The 18,895-nt window shown below is 71.3% G+C and carries 19 protein-coding genes; 10 read left to right on the top strand and 9 right to left on the bottom strand.

Translation table 11 applies throughout. The features are described from left to right. Window positions 1-26 precede the first annotated feature (26 nt). Window positions 27-383, top strand: coding sequence for an ArsR/SmtB family transcription factor (locus ABD817_RS27940; RefSeq protein ID WP_344921156.1), 357 nt, complete (start codon window positions 27-29; stop codon window positions 381-383). A 259-nt stretch (window positions 384-642) separates the two neighbouring features. Continuing rightward, on the top strand, window positions 643-861 hold the full coding sequence (locus ABD817_RS27935) for a DUF2277 domain-containing protein (protein WP_344921155.1): 219 nt from the start codon (window positions 643-645) through the stop codon (window positions 859-861). 223 nt (window positions 862-1,084) lie between these two features. On the opposite strand, the gene ABD817_RS27930 is transcribed toward ABD817_RS27935, so the two are convergent. From ABD817_RS27930 to ABD817_RS27910, 5 genes are all read right to left on the bottom strand, one after another. Next, window positions 1,085-1,255 carry a hypothetical protein gene (locus tag ABD817_RS27930; protein WP_344921154.1) on the bottom strand — a complete coding sequence of 57 codons (171 nt, stop codon included), beginning with the start codon at window positions 1,253-1,255 and terminating at the stop codon, window positions 1,085-1,087. 221 nt (window positions 1,256-1,476) lie between these two features. Further along, window positions 1,477-3,468, bottom strand: coding sequence for a Xaa-Pro dipeptidyl-peptidase (locus ABD817_RS27925; protein WP_344921153.1), 1,992 nt, complete (start codon window positions 3,466-3,468; stop codon window positions 1,477-1,479). Window positions 3,469-3,569: 101 nt separating this feature from the next. Then, entirely contained in the window at window positions 3,570-4,574 is a 1,005-nt protein-coding gene (locus ABD817_RS27920; protein ID WP_344921152.1) for a glycoside hydrolase family 6 protein, read from the bottom strand. Between the two features lie 88 nt (window positions 4,575-4,662). Next, window positions 4,663-6,681 (bottom strand): radical copper oxidase GlxA, encoded by a 2,019-nt coding sequence (glxA, locus tag ABD817_RS27915; RefSeq protein ID WP_344921151.1) that lies wholly within the window; start codon window positions 6,679-6,681, stop codon window positions 4,663-4,665. Beyond that, entirely contained in the window at window positions 6,678-8,420 is a 1,743-nt protein-coding gene (locus ABD817_RS27910; RefSeq protein WP_344921150.1) for a glycosyltransferase family 2 protein, read from the bottom strand. Before ABD817_RS27910 ends, glxA begins: the two co-directional genes overlap by 4 nt. Before the next feature lie 234 nt (window positions 8,421-8,654). Between ABD817_RS27910 and ABD817_RS27905 the strand changes: the two genes are divergently transcribed. The 3 genes from ABD817_RS27905 to ABD817_RS27895 all read left to right on the top strand — a co-directional run bounded on the left by ABD817_RS27905 (window position 8,655) and on the right by ABD817_RS27895 (window position 11,019). Then, window positions 8,655-9,401 carry a pirin family protein gene (locus tag ABD817_RS27905; RefSeq protein ID WP_344921148.1) on the top strand — a complete coding sequence of 249 codons (747 nt, stop codon included), beginning with the start codon at window positions 8,655-8,657 and terminating at the stop codon, window positions 9,399-9,401. A gap of 206 nt (window positions 9,402-9,607) precedes the next feature. Then, the gene (locus tag ABD817_RS27900) at window positions 9,608-10,258 is read left to right on the top strand and encodes a nucleotidyltransferase domain-containing protein (RefSeq protein ID WP_344921147.1); all 651 of its coding nucleotides are present in this window, start codon (window positions 9,608-9,610) and stop codon (window positions 10,256-10,258) included. Then, window positions 10,255-11,019, top strand: coding sequence for a nucleotidyltransferase domain-containing protein (locus ABD817_RS27895; protein WP_344921146.1), 765 nt, complete (start codon window positions 10,255-10,257; stop codon window positions 11,017-11,019). Before ABD817_RS27900 ends, ABD817_RS27895 begins: the two co-directional genes overlap by 4 nt. A 40-nt stretch (window positions 11,020-11,059) precedes the next feature. Here the strand turns inward: ABD817_RS27895 and ABD817_RS27890 are convergent, their stop codons facing one another. From ABD817_RS27890 to ABD817_RS27880, 3 genes are all read right to left on the bottom strand, one after another. Beyond that, window positions 11,060-12,250, bottom strand: coding sequence for an MBL fold metallo-hydrolase (locus ABD817_RS27890; protein WP_344921145.1), 1,191 nt, complete (start codon window positions 12,248-12,250; stop codon window positions 11,060-11,062). 235 nt (window positions 12,251-12,485) lie between these two features. Continuing rightward, window positions 12,486-12,788, bottom strand: coding sequence for a thiamine-binding protein (locus tag ABD817_RS27885; RefSeq protein WP_425583415.1), 303 nt, complete (start codon window positions 12,786-12,788; stop codon window positions 12,486-12,488). Between the two features lie 136 nt (window positions 12,789-12,924). Continuing rightward, window positions 12,925-13,686 carry an MOSC domain-containing protein gene (locus ABD817_RS27880; protein WP_344921144.1) on the bottom strand — a complete coding sequence of 254 codons (762 nt, stop codon included), beginning with the start codon at window positions 13,684-13,686 and terminating at the stop codon, window positions 12,925-12,927. A gap of 38 nt (window positions 13,687-13,724) precedes the next feature. On the opposite strand from ABD817_RS27880, the gene ABD817_RS27875 reads away from it, so the two are divergent. From ABD817_RS27875 to ABD817_RS27865, 3 genes are read left to right on the top strand one after another with little or no spacing between them, the layout of a single operon-like run. Beyond that, window positions 13,725-14,414 carry an endonuclease V gene (locus ABD817_RS27875; RefSeq protein ID WP_425583414.1) on the top strand — a complete coding sequence of 230 codons (690 nt, stop codon included), beginning with the start codon at window positions 13,725-13,727 and terminating at the stop codon, window positions 14,412-14,414. Window positions 14,415-14,416: 2 nt separating this feature from the next. Further along, a complete protein-coding gene (locus ABD817_RS27870; protein WP_344921142.1) occupies window positions 14,417-15,382 on the top strand; it encodes an ankyrin repeat domain-containing protein in 966 nt (321 codons plus the stop codon). Between the two features lie 52 nt (window positions 15,383-15,434). Continuing rightward, entirely contained in the window at window positions 15,435-15,983 is a 549-nt protein-coding gene (locus tag ABD817_RS27865; RefSeq protein ID WP_344921141.1) for a hypothetical protein, read from the top strand. A gap of 144 nt (window positions 15,984-16,127) precedes the next feature. Here the strand turns inward: ABD817_RS27865 and ABD817_RS27860 are convergent, their stop codons facing one another. Further along, entirely contained in the window at window positions 16,128-16,616 is a 489-nt protein-coding gene (locus ABD817_RS27860) for a hypothetical protein (RefSeq protein ID WP_344921140.1), read from the bottom strand. Here ABD817_RS27860 and ABD817_RS27855 point away from each other — a divergent pair. Then, the gene (locus tag ABD817_RS27855) at window positions 16,615-16,755 is read left to right on the top strand and encodes a hypothetical protein (protein WP_344921139.1); all 141 of its coding nucleotides are present in this window, start codon (window positions 16,615-16,617) and stop codon (window positions 16,753-16,755) included. The two genes, ABD817_RS27860 and ABD817_RS27855, sit on opposite strands and share 2 nt — an antisense overlap. Before the next feature lie 336 nt (window positions 16,756-17,091). Continuing rightward, complete coding sequence (locus tag ABD817_RS27850) at window positions 17,092-18,699, top strand: M4 family metallopeptidase (RefSeq protein ID WP_344921138.1); 1,608 nt, start codon at window positions 17,092-17,094, stop codon at window positions 18,697-18,699. Window positions 18,700-18,895 lie beyond the last annotated feature (196 nt).

The following is an 18,895-nucleotide window of genomic DNA, read 5'->3' as shown; positions in this document are numbered from 1 at the left end:
GAGTCGACCCACAGGAGGGAGCCACCGTGCCGACCGCACCCGTCAGAGCCCTGGAGCACCCCGCGCGCGGGGAGATCCGTCTGGAGGGCGTGCTGCACGCGCTGTCCGACCCGACGCGCCTGCAGATCGTGCGCTTCCTGTGGCGGCTGGACGAGGCCGAGGGCGCCCCCTGCTCGGCGATCGACCTGGTGGTCACCAAGTCGACCACCACCCACCACTTCCGGGTGCTGCGCGAGGCGGGCGTGATCAACCAGGTCTACCGGGGCACGGCCAAGATGAACGCGCTGCGCCGGCGTGACCTCGACGCGCTCTTCCCCGGGCTCCTGGACACCGTCCTGAGCGCCGACGCGATCCAGTGCGAGCGCGACGACCGCGAGGGCTGAGCACGTGGGCGCCGGTGTGATCCGGCGAGCGGCGAGGAGCCTCGACACGCCCCGGCGAGGGACCGGCCACGGGCGCGCTCGGTGGACGGCGACCGGCCTCGACGCGACCCGGTGGACGAGCCGGACCCGGCGGGGCGGGCGGGCTGGCGGGGCAGGCAGGTTCCGCCGGGCGATTCCGGCGGGGCGGAATGCACCCCTCGGGGTGGTTTCGGCACGGCGGGAGGCTCGGGAGAGGCGCGAGACGGAGTACCGTCCTGTCATGTGCCGGAGTATCAAGACCCTTCGTGAGCCCTACGCCAGCGATGTGACCGACGACGACGTGCGAGCCGCCGCGCTCCAGTACGTCCGCAAGGTGTCGGGCTTCCGCTCCCCGTCGACGCGCAACGCGGAGGCCTTCGAGCGGGCCGTCGAGGCGGTGGCCGCCGCGACCCAGACCCTGCTCGACGACCTCCAGCTGAGGCACGTGTCCCGAGACTGACCGGAGACGGCGGGAGGGCGCCGGGGACCGAGCTTCCGCGCTACGGCTTCCCGGTCCCGGCCGCGCTCAGGGCCGACCTCGGGCGGATGGCATTCGCCGACCTCGGCCGGGCGGGTCACCGGCTCCCGCGAGCGTCCCCTCCGAGACCGGCTCCCGGCGGCTCCCGGCGGACCGGCGGCGGCCGGACACCGGTCCGGCCGGGTCCGGTCCCGCCGGGCGCCGGTCAGTAGCGCGCGTTCGAGGAGCGGAAGAGCCTGCTCACGAACATGACCACCACGCCCACCAGGCCGATGATCAGAGCCCACTTGAGGAGCGTGAAGAGGAAGCCCAGAACCGAGCCCAGCAGCAGGAAGCCGATCACCACGGCCGCCACGATCAGAAGAATTCGTCCCATGTGCTCCACGCTAGGCCCCCGCCGGGCCCGGCGGCAGGCCGGAGCCCCGATGTCAGGGACAAGCCAGGGTTCTCCCTCATGATCTCCCTGAACCTCCCTCGCCCAGGGCCGGAAGCAGTTGGTCCGGCGGGGCCTCGCGCGCCAGGAGCACGGGTCCCCGGCCGGGGAAAGGGCCGGGGACCCGTGCTCCTGGTGCGCTCAGGTGTTCTTGGGGGAGGGCGTCAGCCGAGGGCGCGGTGCCCGCCGACGACCGGGAGGGTGACCGAGCTGGAGGCCGGGTCGACCGAGACGCCGGTCCCCGGGGGCAGGCGCAGGGTGAAGTCGCGGTCGGTGGACAGGAGCACGACGCCGATCCGGTGACCGGCCTTGACGACGTAGTCGTTCGGCTGGAGGTCGAAGCGGAAGTCGTAGAAGCGGCCCTCGCGCAGGAGTTCGGTCCTGGAGGCGGAGTCGCGGTTGCGGACGTCGAGCCAGCCCCTTGTAATGATCTTGTAGGGGGCGGTCACCGTGGCGTGCTCGGCCAGCCGGGCGCAGCCGGTGTCGCCGGGCACACCCTGGCCGTAGCAGACCGGGATGTCGCCGTAGACGACGTCGCCGTACGCGCGGGCGTCGGTGCCGTAGTCGACGAGCAGCGCCGTCAGGTACGGCGAGCGCCCGCCCTTGAACGCGGCGCGCACCGAGATCTCGGGGGTGCCGGACAGGCGCGCGTCGCGGGTCAGGGGGCCCGACAGGTAGGCCAGGCGGTTGGGGTCGACGGCCTCGGCGTTCTCGGCGAGCCGCTCGGCGGTGCGGGTGCTCTGGTCGACGAAGGACTCGACGGTGTGGCCCCGGGAGCGGTCGGCGCCCAGGGTGCCGTTGCGGCCGTCCTTGCCGGCGGCCAGGTGCAGCCGCGCGTCACGGGTGCCGGGCAGCGGCCAGGAGGCGTGCTGGGCCCACTGTCCCGGGCCCGACTCCACGTCGGCCTGCGGCTCGTCCATGATGCCGTTGCGCAGGCCGTACAGGTGGAAGTCGAACCAGCGGTGGAGCTGGCGCAGCCACTCGGTGTTGCGCCCGGCGAAGGAGAACGGGTTGAAGTGCGCGCCCTGGTGGAGCCAGATCTTGCGGGGCACGTTCCGCTTCGCGAGGGCGTCCCACCACTGGACGGCCTGCTTGGTCTTGACGTTCCAGTCGTTGAGGCCGTGCACCAGGAAGACGGCGGCGCGGACCTTGTTCACGTCGTTGAGGTAGTTGCGCCGGTCCCAGAAGCCGGAGTAGTCGCCGGTGACCCGGTCCTGGTCCCGCTCGATCCGGTCCATCAGCGCGCCGCAGGCCTGCGTGGCGTTCTCGCGGGTCAGGACGTAGCGGGCGAGCACGTCGGCGTCCTCGCCCTGGTAGCCGCCGGGGGCGAGCACGCCGCCGTTGGCGCGGTAGTAGTCGTACCAGGAGGAGATGGCCGCGATCGGCACGATCGCCTTGAGCCCCTTGACCCCGGTCGCGGCGACGGCGTTGGGCAGCGTGCCGTTGTAGGAGACGCCGATCATGCCGACGTTCCCGGTGGACCAGTCGGCCCTGATCTCGTTGCCGGTCGCGTCGAAGCCCCGGGCGCGGCCGTTGAGCCAGTCGATCGCGGCCTTGGGGCCCGCGGTCTCGTTGTCCAGGCCGGTCGTGGGGCAGCCGGTCGCCCGTCCCGAGCCGAGGTTCTCCACCAGCGCGACCGCGTAGCCGCGCGGCACGAAGTAGTTGTCGTAGTAGCCGCGGAAGGGCGGCGCGGCCGCGCGGTTCACGTCGAGGCCCTGGTCGCCGTCGACGCCGAACATCGTGTCGCGCAGGTCGTTGAACTTGTTGCGCCGGTACTCCATGCCCGCGGGGTCGGAGCCGTCGAGGTCGACGACGTGGTTGGGCACGTCGTTGCCGCCCGCGTAGTACGGGCTCGCCTCCATGATGACCGGGACCTTCAGCCCCGAGGCGGTCTCCTTGGGACGCATGATGTCGACGGCGACCCGGTCGGGGCGGCCGTCGGCGTCACTGTCGACCCCGGCGACCTCGACGAACACGGTCTCGGTGAGCGCGTCGGCGCGTGAGTAGATCGGCTGGGTCTCGCCGTTCCCGATCGGGGGGGCCGCGGATCGCGCGGCGGCGGCCGGCAACGCGCCGGCGGGAAGCACAGCGGCCGGCAGCACGCCGCTTGGCAGGGTGACCGCCAGTGCGACGATGACCGTCTTCCATCTGTTCATCGAGGAAAGCTCCCAGAGGGTCGCTGAAAAACTGACAACTCCGGTCAATCTCCTGCGAAGCAATCTTGACCTGCAAGATCGAAGATATAACGAATAAGCGGCTATCTCGCGTTACGCGCGAGTTCCAGCGCGTATTCGGGGAACCAGTCGCCGGCGCGGGGCTCTCCCCGGTGGCACTCGCCGTCCGATTCGCCGGGCCGCTTGATCCACAGGAAGGCGTCCACCCGCTCGTGGCCGGTCTCGGTGGTCGGCTCCGTGCCGAGCGCGCGGCCCTTGGGGTTGCACCACGCGTCGTCGCCCTGCGCGTCGCGGACGGGGCCGTTGCCGTTGCGGGAGGTGTCGAGGACGTAGTGGGCTCCGCCGACCGCGTCCGAGAGCCGTCCGGCGACGGCGACGCTCTCCTCGACGGTGAAGAAGTTGCTGACGTTGAAGGCGAAGCCGTCCGCCTGGGGCACCCCGGCCCTGCGCATGGGTTCGGCCCACTCGCCGGGGTCCTTGATCCAGCCGGCGTTCCCCGCGTCGACGTAGACCTTCGCGTTGGGCTGCCTCTTCAGCGTCTCCACCGCGTTGCGAAGCAGGTCGAGGCGCTCGCCCGCCTGACCGCCCTGGGTGCAGTTGTCCAGGATGTGGGCGAGCGCGTCGGGCTCGACGACGACCAGGGCGGGCCGGTCGCCGATGCCCTCGGCGAACCGGCCGATCCAGGAGCGGTACTCCTGCGCGCCGGCGGCGCCGCCCGCGGAGAACTGGCCGCAGTCGCGGTTGGGGATGTGGTACGCCACCAGGACCGGGATCCGGCCCTCCTGCCGGGCCTTGGTGGTGATGCCGGCGACCCTGTCCTTCGGGTCCTGGTCGCCGATCCAGATCGCGTTGGGCCGGTCGGCGATCTTACGGATCAGCCCGGCCTCCTCGGTCCTGCCCTCCCCTTCGAGCTTGCGGACCTCCTGGGCGGCGGCGCCGTCGGGGTCGACGTAGAAGCCACTCGCGTCCCCGGGCGCGGTGTTCCCGGGGGCGGCGCTCCCCGAGCCGGTGGACGGCGCGGGGTCGCCGGTGCAGGCCGCCGTCGCGAGAGCGAGGGCCAGCGCGGCTGCGAGGCCGTACCTGTTCATCGAATACCTCCGTGGGGACCCCGGGCCTGGCCCCGGGGAGCAGAAGTGGGAGGGCGCCGTACGCCACGGGAGGGCCGCGGGGATCATGTCAGCCCTCTCCTCGGATGTGGACCCAGCGAGCCGGGGACGGCGTTCCCCGTTCGGTGATTCCGAAAAGCATGTACCACCCCGGGGGTACCAGGGCTGGATTGGAGGGGATCTCCGCGATTATCCCGGTGGGCACCCGGGTGAAGTCCAGTTTGATCGAGCGCTGCTCCACGTCGGTGACGTGGGTGACGGCGCTCGGGCGCATCAGCCGTACCTGGTGGATCCGTGCGGCGTCGGGGGTCTGGAAACCGGCCCTGCGGCCCAGGGACACGCTCTCGCGCCCGCCGGTGAACACCGGCGCCTTCTCGCCGTTGTGCAGGTAGGTCGGCGTGTAGATCTCGATGCGCTGGTCGAAGGTGCCGGGCAGCGAGCCCGCCTTGTCGGCGAAGAGCGGGTCGGAGCCCATGCCGAGCACCCGGCCGTCGGGCAGCAGGAGACCCTCGGCATGGTAGTTGCGGCCGACGGCGGGCGCCGCGGCCTCGTGGAAGCTGTTGCTCTCCGGGCGGTAGACCTCCGCGCGCAGCACGTCGCTGGCGCCGCGCCCCCGGTAGTCGCTGGAGCCGTTGAAGGAGAGCACGCTGTCGTCGGGCAGCAGCACGGCGTTCGGGTAGCGCACCGGGTCGGACAGGTCGGGACCCCTGACGTAGCGCGGGCTGGCCTCGGTGAGGTCGACGATGGCGGTCCTGGCGGTGGCGTTGGGCAGGCCCGGCTGGCGTTCCCCGACCGGTCCCCCGCCCATCACCATGACCCGCTGGTCCTGCGCGGGCGGCAGCAGCACCGAGGCGCCGGTCTCGTTCAGCTCGGGCTGGGGCAGCCCAGGTACGGGGGTGAACGCCTCCATCTCGTCGGGCGCCACCCCTCCGACGCCGCCCGGGGTCCGCACCGGCCGGTCGGTGTCGCGGCGGTAGTCCCAGATGCCGGGGGGACGCAGCGCGAGCTGGCCGGGGCCGTACCCGGCGCTCATGCCCGAGAAGAAGAGGGTGTCGTCCTCCAGCAGGAACAGCGCGGGGTAGGTCGGGAAGAACCGCTTGGGGCCGGGCCGCCAGGTCTTGGTCTTCGGGTTGTAGATCTCGTTGTCCCTGGTGATCTGTCCCACGACGTCGAGACCGGAGACGGTCATCACCCTGCCGTCGGGCAGGGTGGTCATGGTCGGGTACCAGCGCCCCTCGGTCATGTCCTGGACCTTGGTGTAGCGCTCGGTGACGGGATCGAACTCGTAGGCGTCCCTGATGCCTTGGAAGTCCTGCTTCTCCAGCGTCATGCTGCCGCCCATGGCGTACAGGTCGCGCTTCTCCCGGCCCTTGAGTCCCTGGATCTCGTACTTGAGGGAACCGGCCGGCGCGGTGAGCAGGCCCGCCGCGCCCTCGGTGACGGCCTCGGCGAAGACCTTGGTCTGGCTGGGCCGGATCCGCACCTTTCCCGGCACGCCGGTCTCGACCTTCCTCGCGGGCGGCACGCTGACGTGGGCGGTGGTGCGGTAGACCTGCCCGCCGGGGGCGGTCAGCAGCGTGCCGGGATGGAACTCCCTGGGCTTGGCGTCGGGGTCCTCGTTCTTGATGGTGAGGGCGCCCGCGGCCCGCTTGACCTTGGCCTTCAGCACCTCGAAGCGGCCCGTGCCGCCCGCGATGAGGAGCTTGCCGTCGGGCAGCACCACGTGTCCCGCGCAGAAGAAGTCGACGGGGGTGTCGATCAGCTTGAACTCGTCCGGCCCGCCCGGCTTGGCCGGGTCCCACAGCACGGTCTTGAAGGTGCCCTTGTCGAAGTTGGCGGCGTTGTTGCCGGATCCGGCGACGATGAGCACCTTGCCGGTGTGCAGCAGCGCGGCGTGGATGGCGTTGACCTTGAACTTCTCGGGGACGTCGAGGAAGGTCCAGTGGCCGTGGGTGGCCTTGTAGTCGTCGCGGTTGATGCTGTAGTCGCGCCACTTCTCGGTGGCGAAGCCCGCGACGGCGGGCAGGTTGATCGCGAGGATGGCGATCACCACCGCCATCCCGACCAGGTGCTTGCGCAGGCGGCTCACGACTCGTCACCGACCGCTCGCAGGCCGGCCTTGGCCGCCCGCAGGCTCCAGGCCCAGGTCGTGAGCGGTCCCAGGCAGATGACCAGGGCGAGGATCCCCCACAGGGTCATGACCAGGTGGATGTGGCCGGTCCACAGGACGGTGAGCAGCAGGCCGCCGCCGAAGATCGCCGCCCACCACAGGTGGATGCGGAACGTGGCGATCTGGTCGGGGCTGGCGGAGTCGCCCTTGGGGGTGACCACGAACTTGCTGGGCCTGCGCAGCGCGGCGCCGATCAGCGAGGTGACGTAGATGGGCGCCGACAGCGCCGACATGACCATCCCGGCCACCCCCGAGGAGCCCTCCGGCTCGTGCGGGCTGACGTTGTGCCGCCGGTTCCAGGTGTAGAGCATGACCTGCAGCAGCGCCGCGTCGCCGTACAGCATGAGCCACACGTCCATCGGCACGGTCACGCCGGAGCCGCCGACGGCCATGAACAGGGTGGCGCTGAGCCCGGCCAGCAGCCAGTTGAGCGCGGACATCGGGTAGAAGGTCACCATCAGGGTGTAGTTGAAGAACCGTCCGGGCGAGAGCTTCGGCGCGACCCTCCAGAACTGGGTGAGCAGCGTCTCGTAGGTGCCCCGGCTCCAGCGCAACTGCTGGGTGAAGAAGTCGGTCCACGACGACGGCCCCTCCCCCACGGCCAGCACGTCGGGGGTGTAGACCGACATCCAGCGCTGCCCGGTCTCCGGGTCGCGGGAGCGATGGAACTCGATGCCGGTGGCCATGTCCTCGGTGATCGAGTCGTACAGGCCGCCGATCTGCTTGAGCGCGCGGATGCGCACGGCGTTGTTGGTGCCGACGAACATCGGCGCGCCGTACAGGTTGCCCGCGCGCTGGATCAGCGAGTGGAACAGGAACTGCTGGCTCTCGGCGGCCTTGGTGACCCCGGCGTCGTAGTTGCCGTAGACCTGGGGGCCGACGACGAAGGCCACCCTCGGGTCGCGGAAGTAGCCGAGCATGCGCTCGCAGAACTCCGGGAGCGGTACGTGGTCGGTGTCGACCGAGACGAAGAAGTCGTAGTCGTCGCCGTGGGCGTCCAGCCAGCTGTTGTAGTTGCCGTGCTTGGTCTTGGCGCGGAAGCTCCCCTTGGGCTGGTTCCACTCGGGCACGCCCTTGCGGGTGAAGTGGCGGGCGCCCAGCCAGTCGCAGAGCTCGTGGATGTCGGGGTCGTCGCCCTCGTCCAGCAGCCAGACGTCGAGCACGCCGTCGTGGCGGATCTTCAGCGCGGCGGCCAGGGTCTCCCTGACCATCTCCAGCGGTTCCTTGCCGGGTACGCAGGTGGTGATGAAGGCCACCCGGGTGCCGGGTTCGGGCGCGACCGGGACCGGGTCCCTCGCCGCCAGCATGGCGTGCACGTTGGAGACCACGCTGACCAGCCGGCAGACCTCGATCAGGGCGATCGCGACGAGCATGACGCGGTCGGCCACCGGCAGGTACCACGGGATCGTGCCATAGGGGTCGGGCCGGACGGTCCAGTGCTCGGGCAGCAGCAGCCAGACCATCAGGGTGAACTCCACGAGAAGGGCCGCGACCATCAGCAGCACCGCCCGTACCCGGTGTGGCTCGGTGGCCAGCAGGGAGCGGTAGCTCACGCGGTAGGGCGCCCCGGGTTCCGGTTCGGTCACGGGCCCGGCGAGCCTGCTGAACCTCTCGTAGTCGTAGGGAGCGATTTTCGCGGCGTCGGCGGGGGCGCTCATCGATTCAGCGACCTCGGAGCACACGAAAGCAAGCCCAGCACGGTGTTCCCCCAGGTAGATCGCGTAGGCCGCGCCTCGTCACGGCGAGGTCACCCACGGCCCGCATGGTGATAAATCGTCACACATCATATTCGGGTCGGTAAGCAAGATCTCCCCAACGCGGAGATGTGAGGAACATTTCACCGGGCTCTGTAGTTTAAGTTTCAACAAACCGAGGTGAGAGGACCACCAGGCATGAACATCGACATCCGCAGGTCCGGCGAGCGTCCCGCCACCAGGATCCAGTGGCTGGACTCGAAGCACTCCTTCTCCTTCGGCCGCCACCAGGATCCGGCCAACACCCATCACGGCGTGCTGCTCGTCAACAACGACGACATCGTCAAGCCCGGCACCGGCTTCGACACCCACCCCCACCGGGACATGGAGATCGTCACCTGGGTGCTGCGCGGATCCCTCGTCCACCAGGACTCCGAGGGCCACTCCGGGGTGATCTATCCGGGGCTGGCCCAGCGGATGAGCGCGGGGACGGGCATCCTCCACTCGGAGAAGAACGACTCGTGGCGGCTCCAGGGGGAGCCGCACACCGACCCGGTGCACTTCGTCCAGATGTGGGTGGTTCCCGACGAGGGTGGGCTCACCCCCGGGTACGAGCAGCTGGAGATCGACTCCGAGCTGCTCGGCGGCGCCCTGGTCCCGGTCGCGTCGGGCATGGCCAGGGACGAGGGCCGCAGCGCCATCCGGATCAACAACAGGTACGCCGCGTTGCACGTGGCCAGGCTCCAGCCGGGCCAGAGCGTGGAGCTGCCCGAGGCCCCGTTCCTGCACCTGTTCGTCCCGCGCGGCACCGTCGACCTGGAGGGGGCCGGGCACCTCGCCGAGGGCGACGCCGTCCGCTTCACCGCCACCGGCGGCCAGCGCGTCACCGCGACCGGCCCGGCCGAGATCCTGGTCTGGGAGATGCACGCGGCCCTCGCCGCCTGACGGCGGGATCCAGCCCGCCGTACGCACGCGACCCCCGCCGCCTGACGGCGGGATCCGGCCCGTCACCGGACCGGCCCGGGAGGCTCCGCCGGGCCCGCCCGCGCGATGACCTGTCCCGCCCTCCCCCCCCGTGAACGGGACCTCCCGCGCGTTCGGCGCGCGAAAACCCGTACCCGCGCCGGGAGCGGGCCTGGCAGGCTGTGCGGATGGATGTACGGTACGTCCCGGACCACTCGGTGCTGTCGGTGGTGGTCGGTTCGCGGGCATATGGGCTGGAGACCGAGGAGTCGGACGTCGACCGGCGCGGGGTCTTCGTGGCGCCGACCCGGCTGTTCTGGCGGCTGGCCAAGCCGCCCACGCACGTCGACGGGCCGCTGCCCGAGCAGTTCTCGTGGGAGGTCGAGCGGTTCTGCGGGCTCGCGCTGGAGGCCAACCCGACGGTCCTGGAGTGCCTGTGGTCGCCGATCGTCGAGCACACCACCGCGGCGGGCGATGAACTGATCGCCATCCGGGACGCCTTCCTGTCCGAACGCACCAACCAGACCTTCGTGAGATACGCCAACGCCCAGTTCCGCCGACTGGATCCCGCGCGCCCCAAGTGGAAGCAGGCCATGCACATGATCCGCCTGTTGCTCAGCGGCCTGCACCTGGCTCGCCACGGCGAGCCGCTGGTCCGGGTGGACGCCCATCGCGACCGGCTGCTCGCCGTACGCCGGGGAGAGCTCCCCTGGGAGGAGGTCGACCGCTGGCGCTCCGAGCTGACGGCGAGGTTCGACGACACCGGCGTGCTGCCCGCCGAGCCCGACCGGCGGCGCGTGGAGGAATACCTGACGCACACGAGGGAGGCGGCGCTGTGACGGTCACCCTGCCCCCCTGGCTGGCCGAGGTCCCCGCGGGGCAGACGCGCCCCGCCGCCTTCGCCACGGTCAGCGGGGCGCACCTGTACGGCTTCCCCTCGGCCGACTCCGACGTGGACCTGCGCGGCGCGCACCTGCTGCCGCTGGAGGAGGTGGTCGGCCTGCGGACGGGCGAGGAGACCCTCACCCGCTCCTGGGTCCGCGACGGCGTCGAGGTGGACCTGGTCACCCACGACCTGGCCAAGTTCTGCCGTCTGCTGCTGCGCCGCAACGGCTACGTGCTGGAGCAGCTGCTCTCCCCGCTGGTGGTGTCCACCTCGCCGGTCCACCAGGAGATGGTCGCCATCGCCTCCGGCTGCGTCACCCGCCACCACGCCCACCACTACCTGGGCTTCGCCCGCACCCAGTGGCGGCTGTTCGAGAGCTCCGGCGAGCTCAAGCCCCTGCTCTACACCCTCCGCGTGCTGCTCACCGGCATCCACCTGATGCGCACCGGGGAGCTGGAGGCCGATCTCACCCGGCTCTCCGGCGGCCCGCCGTATGTCGGTGACCTGGTGGCCGCCAAGCGCTCCGCCGAGCACGGTCCGCTGCCGGCGGGCGCACCCGGCCCGGAGCGGCTGGCGGACGACGTCGCCCGGCTGACCGGGAGACTGGAGGAGGCCCGGGACTCCTCCCGCCTTCCCGACGTCGCGCCGTCGGCGGACGCGGTGCACGATCTCGTCGTCCGCACCCGCCTGTCGGCGAGGACCCCCGGGACCTGAGGTCCCGGGGCGTCGCGCCCCCGCCGGTCAGCGCGTGGCGTCAGAGCCTGGGGTCGGAGCCCAGGGGTGGGGAGGCCGGCACCGGCGGCACCCGCCGGGGCGGGCGGGAGGTCGCGCCGCCGTGCAGCATCTCCCACCAGCTCTCCAGCATGGGCACGTCGGCGGTGTCGACGCGCTCGCCCGGACGGGGAACGGCGATGCGGACGTCGCGGGCCTTGGCCTCGCGCCACAGGCGGTCGACCGGTTCGACCCACGGGTGCGTGGCGAGGGCGAAGGTCGCCCAGTGGACCGGGAGGAGCAACCCGCCCCCCAGGTCGAGGTGGGCGTTGACCGCCTCCTCGGGATCCATGTGGATGTCGGGCCAGGCGGCGTTGTAGGCACCGATCGGCATGAGCGTGAGGTCGAACGGGCCGTGCGCGGCGCCGATCCCCGCGTAGCCGTCGAAGTATCCCGAGTCGCCCGCGTAGAAGACCTTCTTCTCCCCGGCCGCGATCACCCAGGACCCCCACAGGGTGTCGTTCCGGTTGAAGGTGCGGCCGGAGAAGTGGCGGGCGGCGGTGGCGACGAACCGCAGGCCCGCGACCGTCACCTCCTCGTCCCAGTCGAGCTCGACGATCCGCGAGGCGGGCACGCCCCACCGCTCCAGGTGGGCGCCGATGCCCAGCGGCACCAGGAACGGGGCGATCTGCAGCGCGGTGAGCCCGCGGACCGTCGCGCGGTCGAGGTGGTCGTAGTGGTCGTGCGAGATGACGATCGCGTCGAGCGGCGGAAGACCCGCCAGCGGCCCCGGCACCGGGTGCAGGCGTCGCGGGCCGACCAGCTGGGAGGGCGAGGCGCGCCTGCTCCACACCGGGTCGACGAGCACGCGGCGGCCCTCGATCTCCAGCAGCGCGGTGGCGTGGCCGTACCAGATGACGCTCAGCCCCGCGGGGGACGGCCCGCCGGCCGGTGAGGTCACCACGGGGACCGGCGCGGCCGGGCGGCGCTCCTCGCGGTTGCGGAACATGTTCCAGGCGATCTCCCGCGTGCTCTGCGGGGAGGGCACGAAGCCGCCGGGCATGGAGTTGCGGAAGACGCCGTCGTGGAACTGCGGCGAGCGGCGCATCCGCTCCAGCCGCTCTCCCTCGGCCTTGCCCCCGAGTTCCGCGGGGATGTCCTTCAGCACCCACCCGGCGGCGGCCAGCGCCAGCCCGCCCGCGAGGAGACGCCCGATCGATCTGCTGCCCGCCATGCGGTTCACGCTCCTGAAGTCGCCAGTGCCTGCAGAACGACCTCGGTCCCGCCGGTGTTCCCGTTACGCTCTGGGCGAGACCGGCCACCCGGACACGGGACCCCGTTCAGGGCACGAGACACCGCGTGGACACAAAAGAGACACCGACGTGGCCGCGAAGGGCGTCACGCGTCGCCGGGGAGCGGGCGCCGCCGGGTGACCGGCGCGCGTCGCGCGTCCCAGGAGGCGGAGGGCGTCACGGGGCGAGATGCCGCTCGACGGTGGCGACCTTCGTCTCCAGGCGGCCACCCGCCCCCTCGCGGATGTCCGCCTTGAGGACGAGGCTGACCCGTCCGGCGCGGGCCTCGACCGCCGCGACGGCGTCCTTGACGACGGTCATGACCTCGTCCCAGCTCTCGCCCTCGACCGTGGTGAACATGGCGTCGGTCCTGTTGGGCAGGCCCGAGGCGCGGACGACGCGCACCGCCTCGGAGACGAGCTCGCCGACATCCTCCCCGGCTCCGATGGGGGTCACGCTGAACGCCACGAGCACCGACATGTATCGCCCTTTCCCCGGATCCCCGCGCCTCTCCCCACGCACCCTAGTTTCCGGTCGGATCGGCGGGCAATCCGGCGAGGCGGGTGAGGAGGAACAGGGGTGAGGAATCGGAAGCGAGCGGGGCGGCGGTGCGGGATCAGAGGTGACCGGGGGCGGCGGTGGCGCGGTCACCGAGACGGGCGGTGCCGGGCCGGGTGACCCGCATGATCACGCCGAACTTGTTCTCGTGCTTGTCGATCAGCCACTTCTGCAGTTCGGGCCAGCGTTCACGCCCCTCGGGATCCCAGCTGGGCACGACGCACCTGATACAGGGGCCCGCGCGGTCGCCGGTGACGGTGAGTTCGGCCTCGCCCGCGGTGACCGTGCTGCCGGGTGTCCAGCCCTCCTCGGCGAAGGCGGGCATGCCGGTCGCGAGGTGCAGGTTGGGCCGGAACCTGAGCAGGTCCACCGGCCTGCCGAGCTCGTCGCCCAGGGCCGCCAGGGACGCCTCGAAGGTGACCAGCACGGTCGGGCCCCGATCCTGCTGCCCCTCGGCGGCGCGCAGGCTCAGCGGCCGTCCCAGTGACTCCGCCAGCGCGTCCACCAGGCCGGGGGCGTCCCACCGCCACGTGGCGCCGTCGGGCCCGGTCAGCGTCGGCGCGTCGTCGTCCCCCCGGGAGCCGCTCCCGTGGGACCCGCTCTCCGGGGAACCGTAGGTGGCGCGCCAGTGCAACATCTCCGCCCGCCGCCGTACGGTCAGCACCCTGCCCGCGTGGTCCTCCCGTTCGTCGACGAGCGCGTAGGCCCGGTCACCGGCCAGCCCCCGATCGTCGAGACACGCCTCCCGGAGCTCCTCACCCCGCAGTGACTTCACCGGCCACCGAAGAATCCGATGAACAGTACCGAAATATGACGTCATACTATAAAAGTAGCGATCATGGAGTCATGAAGGTACAAATGCCGCGCACTGTCACGGAGGCCAAGGCCATCCAGGACGAGCTCAGGGCACTGCTCGACCTGACCGGTCCCGGGCCCCGCAGTCCCGCGAGGATCGCGGGAGTGGACGTCGCCTACGACAGGGACCGACTGGCGGCGGCGGTGACCGTCCTGGACGGGACGACGCTGGAGATCGTCGAAGAGGTCGCCGTGGCCGGGAGGGTGACCTTCGACTATGTCCCGGGACTGCTCGCCTTCCGCGAGGTCCCGGCGCTGCTGGACGCCCTTGGGCGACTGTCCGCGGCCCCCGACCTGGTCGTCTGCGACGGATACGGCCTGGCGCACCCGCGCCGCTTCGGCCTGGCCTGCCACCTCGGCGTGCTCACGGGACTGCCCGCGATCGGGGTCGGCAAGACCGCCTTCGTCGGCACCTACCCCGAGCCCGCGCCCGAGCGGGGCTCGTGGACCGACCTGACGCTGGACGGCGACGTCGTCGGCCGCGTGCTGCGCACCCGGGACGGGGTCAAACCCGTCTTCGTCTCCACCGGTCACCGCGTCGACCTCGACACCGCCTGCCACAACGTGCTGAACCTGACGCCCCGCTACCGCCTCCCCGAGACCACCCGCGCCGCCGACCGCCTCTCGCGACGAGCCCTGACCGAGAACTGTCGTACGGACCTGGTGGGATCCGCACCGCACAAGATGGGATAAAAGTGGGCGAAGACGAGTGGGCCGAGGACGCCGACGCGTGGCGTGACACCAACCTGGCGCAGATCCGCCAGCGGCTGGCGAACGGGTTCGACCCGAGCAGGCGACTGCCGTGGTTGCGCACGACCCCCCTGCACCAGGCCGCCCAGGAGGGCGCCACCCAGGTGATCGAGCTGCTGCTGGCGTCGGGCGCGGAGGTCGACCCCGTCGACACCGACGGCGCCACTCCGCTGTGGGAGGCCGTCCGCCACGGCTGGGACGACGCCGTGCGAATCCTGCTCGCCGCGGGCGCCGACCCCTGGCGGCCCTGCATCGCGGGCCGCTCCCCCGGCGCCCAGGCCCTCTTCACCGAGATGGCCGGCCTGTTCGCCCACCTGCCGGGGGCTCCCAGCGTGAGCCCCAGGTTCCGTGAGCTCCAGGCCACCGTCGACGCGATGATGTTCTCGTACGAGGACTACAACGAGGAGCTGTGCGTGGCCTTCGTCGGCGACGTGCCGGAGGACGAGGTCATCCGCCGCCTGGGAGCCGCGCCGGAGTCGTGCCCGCCGCTGGAGACCGATGAGCTGCGGGACGCGGAGCAGACCTCCCCCGTGGAGGTCCTGCGCGTGGCCAGCCCGCCGGGGGGCGGGGTGGCGCTCTTCCAGTCCGGTGGCATCCTGCCGGTGCGCGACGGGGTCGGCCGGGCGGTCACCTCGGGCGGCGGGGTGCTGGCCGGGGCGTTCCCGTCCACCAGCCCGTCGGTCGACATCTGGCGGGACGGGCTCCCCGCGGGACGGCCCTCGGTCCACGAGCAGCTCTCCGACGACAGCATGTTCGAGCTGTGGATGTGCCGCTTCGGCGACTGCGGCGCCCACCCCTCCACCGCCACCGAGCGTACCCTGGGCCTGATGACCCTGCTGACCTCCACCTACATCACCGAGGAGTGGCTGTGGAGCGCTCCCATGAGGCTGGTCCCGGTCATGCTGTGGTGACAGGGGCGGGACAGGGCCGTGATGGGCCCGGAATGGGTAGAGTCGCACGACGATGAGAAAGCACACGATCACCGCCCTGTGGGAAGAGGTCCCCGACGACGCCGACGACCTCGTCCTGGTGCGCGGCGGGTTCCGGATCTATCTGTGCATGTGCGGCAGGCAGCTGGCCGACCGGGCGGCGGCGGAGTCGCACGCATTGGAGACCGGCCAGTGCACCACCTGCCTGGGCACCACCGTCGAGGACATCGTGCCCGGCTTCTCCCAGAAGTGCACCGCCTGCGCCGGAACCGGCCGGCGCGAGGCTCAGCTGACCTGGCAGCTCGCCCACGTCGAGGCCGAGGCGGTGATCACCGTTGAGATCGTCCGCGGCCTGATCGCCGGTCTCACCGAGCCGTTCCGGCTCTCCCAGGTGGCCGACCTGGTTCGCGAGACCCTCCACCTCCCGGCGGGCCGCCTGCCGGTCGGCCCGCGCGTCCGCGACATCCTGCGCGGTCTGGAGGCGCGGGGCGAGCTCGTGCTGATCTCCGCCCCCGACGAGTTGCTCCGCGGCACCTCGGTCATGCTCTACCGCGACCCCTACTGGGAACACGCCACCGGCTGAGCGCCCGCGGACGGACCTGAGGGCCTCGTGACCCTCGAACCGGTTCCCCGCGTGCGGCCTCCCGTCGGAGACCGCGTCGGCCGGTCGGGCGCCGGAGTGTCACGGCCGCCGTACGGCCGAGGACGTCGGGTCCGACGGCATCGTTCAGAAACCGATGTTGTCGAGGAGCGCCAGCAGGGGATGTTCCGCCCCGCTACCGAAGCACGCGGCGAGCGCGTAGCCGATGGCGGCCTCCTCCGGGCTCGGCGAAGCGACCCATCCGGCCCGGACCTCGCCGTCGGCGAAGGTGGTGAACTCCCCGAGACCGTACTCGCCACGGAAGAAACCACTGGAGACGTCGGAGGTGGGGATCAGGGTGTAGGTGCTTCCCGCGTGGTCCGCCTCGGCCCGGTAGGAGTGGCGCGTGACGCGGCCCGGCGCGGGACGCAGCGGGACCTCGGTGCCGTCGAGGGTCATGGTCAGGTGTTCGGGCCCCCGGGTACCGATGGGAATGTGCGGCCGCGCGACGGCTTCCGCCGATCGGCGCACGACGACCGTGGGAATCGCGTCACCCTCGACCCTCATGCTGCCGCCGTCCCGATCCAGCGTGAGCGTCAGCTCTCCCACGGCCGTGTCGGTGATCTGTATTTCCATGGCCGCAAGTATCGCGAGCCTTCTCCACGCTTTTCCACGGAACGGGGCGAAGACCCTCGCCCTGTTCGTCCGGGGAACGCCCGGCGGTCAGGAGCCGTGGGCGGAGAGGTGGGTGACCATCGAGAAGTGGCTGACCTGAGTGGCGCCCTTTTAACAGGTGACGTAACCGGATAGTTCAAGGCTCTCGATAACCCGCGGCCGGGCTCTTGAGAAGACCCAATCTCGCGAGACTTCCCGACTCTGATAATTTTCCCGAATCGCGGAATGGCAGGCACGACCCCGAGGGCGCTCCCGCGCAGGTGAGCGCGCTGCCGGAGGATCCACACCAATACGCGTACCAGCCCATATCACGACGTTATGGAATTTTGTTAGGTATCCACCCGCGCTTCCCGGTGTCACCTTTATGGAGCCCGGACTCTTAGGGCTCCTTGCATCCCTCCTACCCCCCCAGGGACACCGAGAGGAGTCACCCCGCGTGAATCCGAAGGTCAAGCTTGGCGCCGTGGCCGTACTGGCCGTCGTCGCCATGACCACCCCCACGGCGGTGAACGCCGCCACCCCGGCGGACGCCGCCGCAGCCCGCACCGCGTCCGCCGAGCCGCCGGTGTTCGCACCGCCGGACGCGGAGTCGCGCAGCCGCGCGGTCGCCACCGCCAACGCGACCCTCGCCGCCAGGTCGGAAACCCTGCTCAAGGGCCAGAACGAGAGGTTCACCCTGAGCAACAGCGTCGCCGGCGCGTACGGTCTGCAGTACCTGACCTACGCGCGCACCTACCGCGGCCTGCCGGTCTACGGCGGTGAGGTGGTCGTCGCCACCGACAGGGCCGGAGAGCTCGTCGGGTCCGTGAGCTCGGGCCAGCAGGCCAAGATCACGGTCGGCGTCACGAGCAAGGTGGACGCCGCCACCGCAGCCGCCACCGCCCGCGCGCAGCTGCCCGTCGTGGAGACCGTGGCCACGCCCAAACTGGTCGTGCACGCGACCACCACCACGCCCAAGCTGGCCTGGGAGGTGGTCGTCAACGGCGCCACCGCCGAGGCTCCGAGTGTCCTGCACGTCTTCGTGGACGCCCTCGACGGGTCGATCGTCGACTCCTACGACGACGTGCGCGCCGGAACGGGCAACAGCCACTACAACGGCAACCCGGTGACCATCCAGACCTCGGGTTCGGGCAGCTCGTACTCGATGACCGACACCACCCGCCCCGGCCTGCGCTGCGGCGGCCAGAACGGCGCCGCCTACACCGGGACCGACGACTCCTGGGGCAACGGCTCGGGCACCAACCTGGAGACCGCCTGCGTCGACGTGCTGTACGCGGCCCAGACCGAGTGGAACATGCTCAGCGGCTGGCTGGGCCGCAACGGGTTCAACGGCTCCGGCGGCGCCTTCCCCGCCCGGGTCGGCCTGACCGCCGTCAACGCCTACTGGAACGGCAGCTACACCAGCTTCGGGCGCAACCAGGCGAACACCAAGCAGGTCACCCCGATGGACGTGGTCGGCCACGAGTACGGCCACGCCATCTTCCAGACCTCCGGCGGCGGAGGCGGAGGCAGCGGCAACGAGTCCGGCGGCCTGAACGAGTCGACCGGCGACATCTTCGGCGCGCTGACCGAGCACTACGCCAACCAGCCCGCCGCCCTCGACCCGCCGGACTACCTGGTGGGCGAGGAGGTCAACCTGACCGGCTCGGGTGAGATCCGCAACATGTACAACCCCTCGGCCAAGGGGCACCCGAACTGCTACAGCTCGTCCATCCCCTCCACCGCGGTCCACGCGGCGGCAGGCCCGCAGAACCACTGGTTCTACCTGCTCGCCGAGGGCACCAACCCGGTGGGCAAGCCGGCCAGCTCCGTCTGCTCGGGTCCGACGAGCCTGACCGGTATCGGCATCCAGAAGGCCGGCCGCATCTACATGGCCGGGCTGAACACCAAGACCGCCCCGTGGACGCACGCGAAGGCGCGCAGGGCCACCGTGACCGCCGCCAAGTCGCTCTTCCCGAGCGGCTGCGTCGAGGTCAACGCGGTCAAGGCCGCCTGGAGCGCGGTGAACGTCCCGGCCGCGAGCGGCGAGGTGTCGTGCCCGTGACACAGTGCCTGTGACGCAGGGCCCGTAGGGCTCGTGACACATGCCTGTGACGCAGGGCCCGTGACGCAGGGCGATCCCCCGCGTCGACGGTGATCGCACCGTCCGGGTGGGATTCATCGGCCATACCCGGACGGGCCGGTGCGGCGGGCGGCGACGGAGCCGCCCGCCGTACTTTCGTGTTTCCGTACGTGGCACG

It is taken from the genome of Streptosporangium oxazolinicum (assembly GCF_039537505.1).
In the GTDB taxonomy this organism is placed as follows: Bacteria; Actinomycetota; Actinomycetes; order Streptosporangiales; family Streptosporangiaceae; genus Streptosporangium; species Streptosporangium oxazolinicum.
The sequence above is the reverse complement of the archived record's forward strand: the minus strand, read 5'-3'. Positions and strand labels throughout refer to the sequence as shown.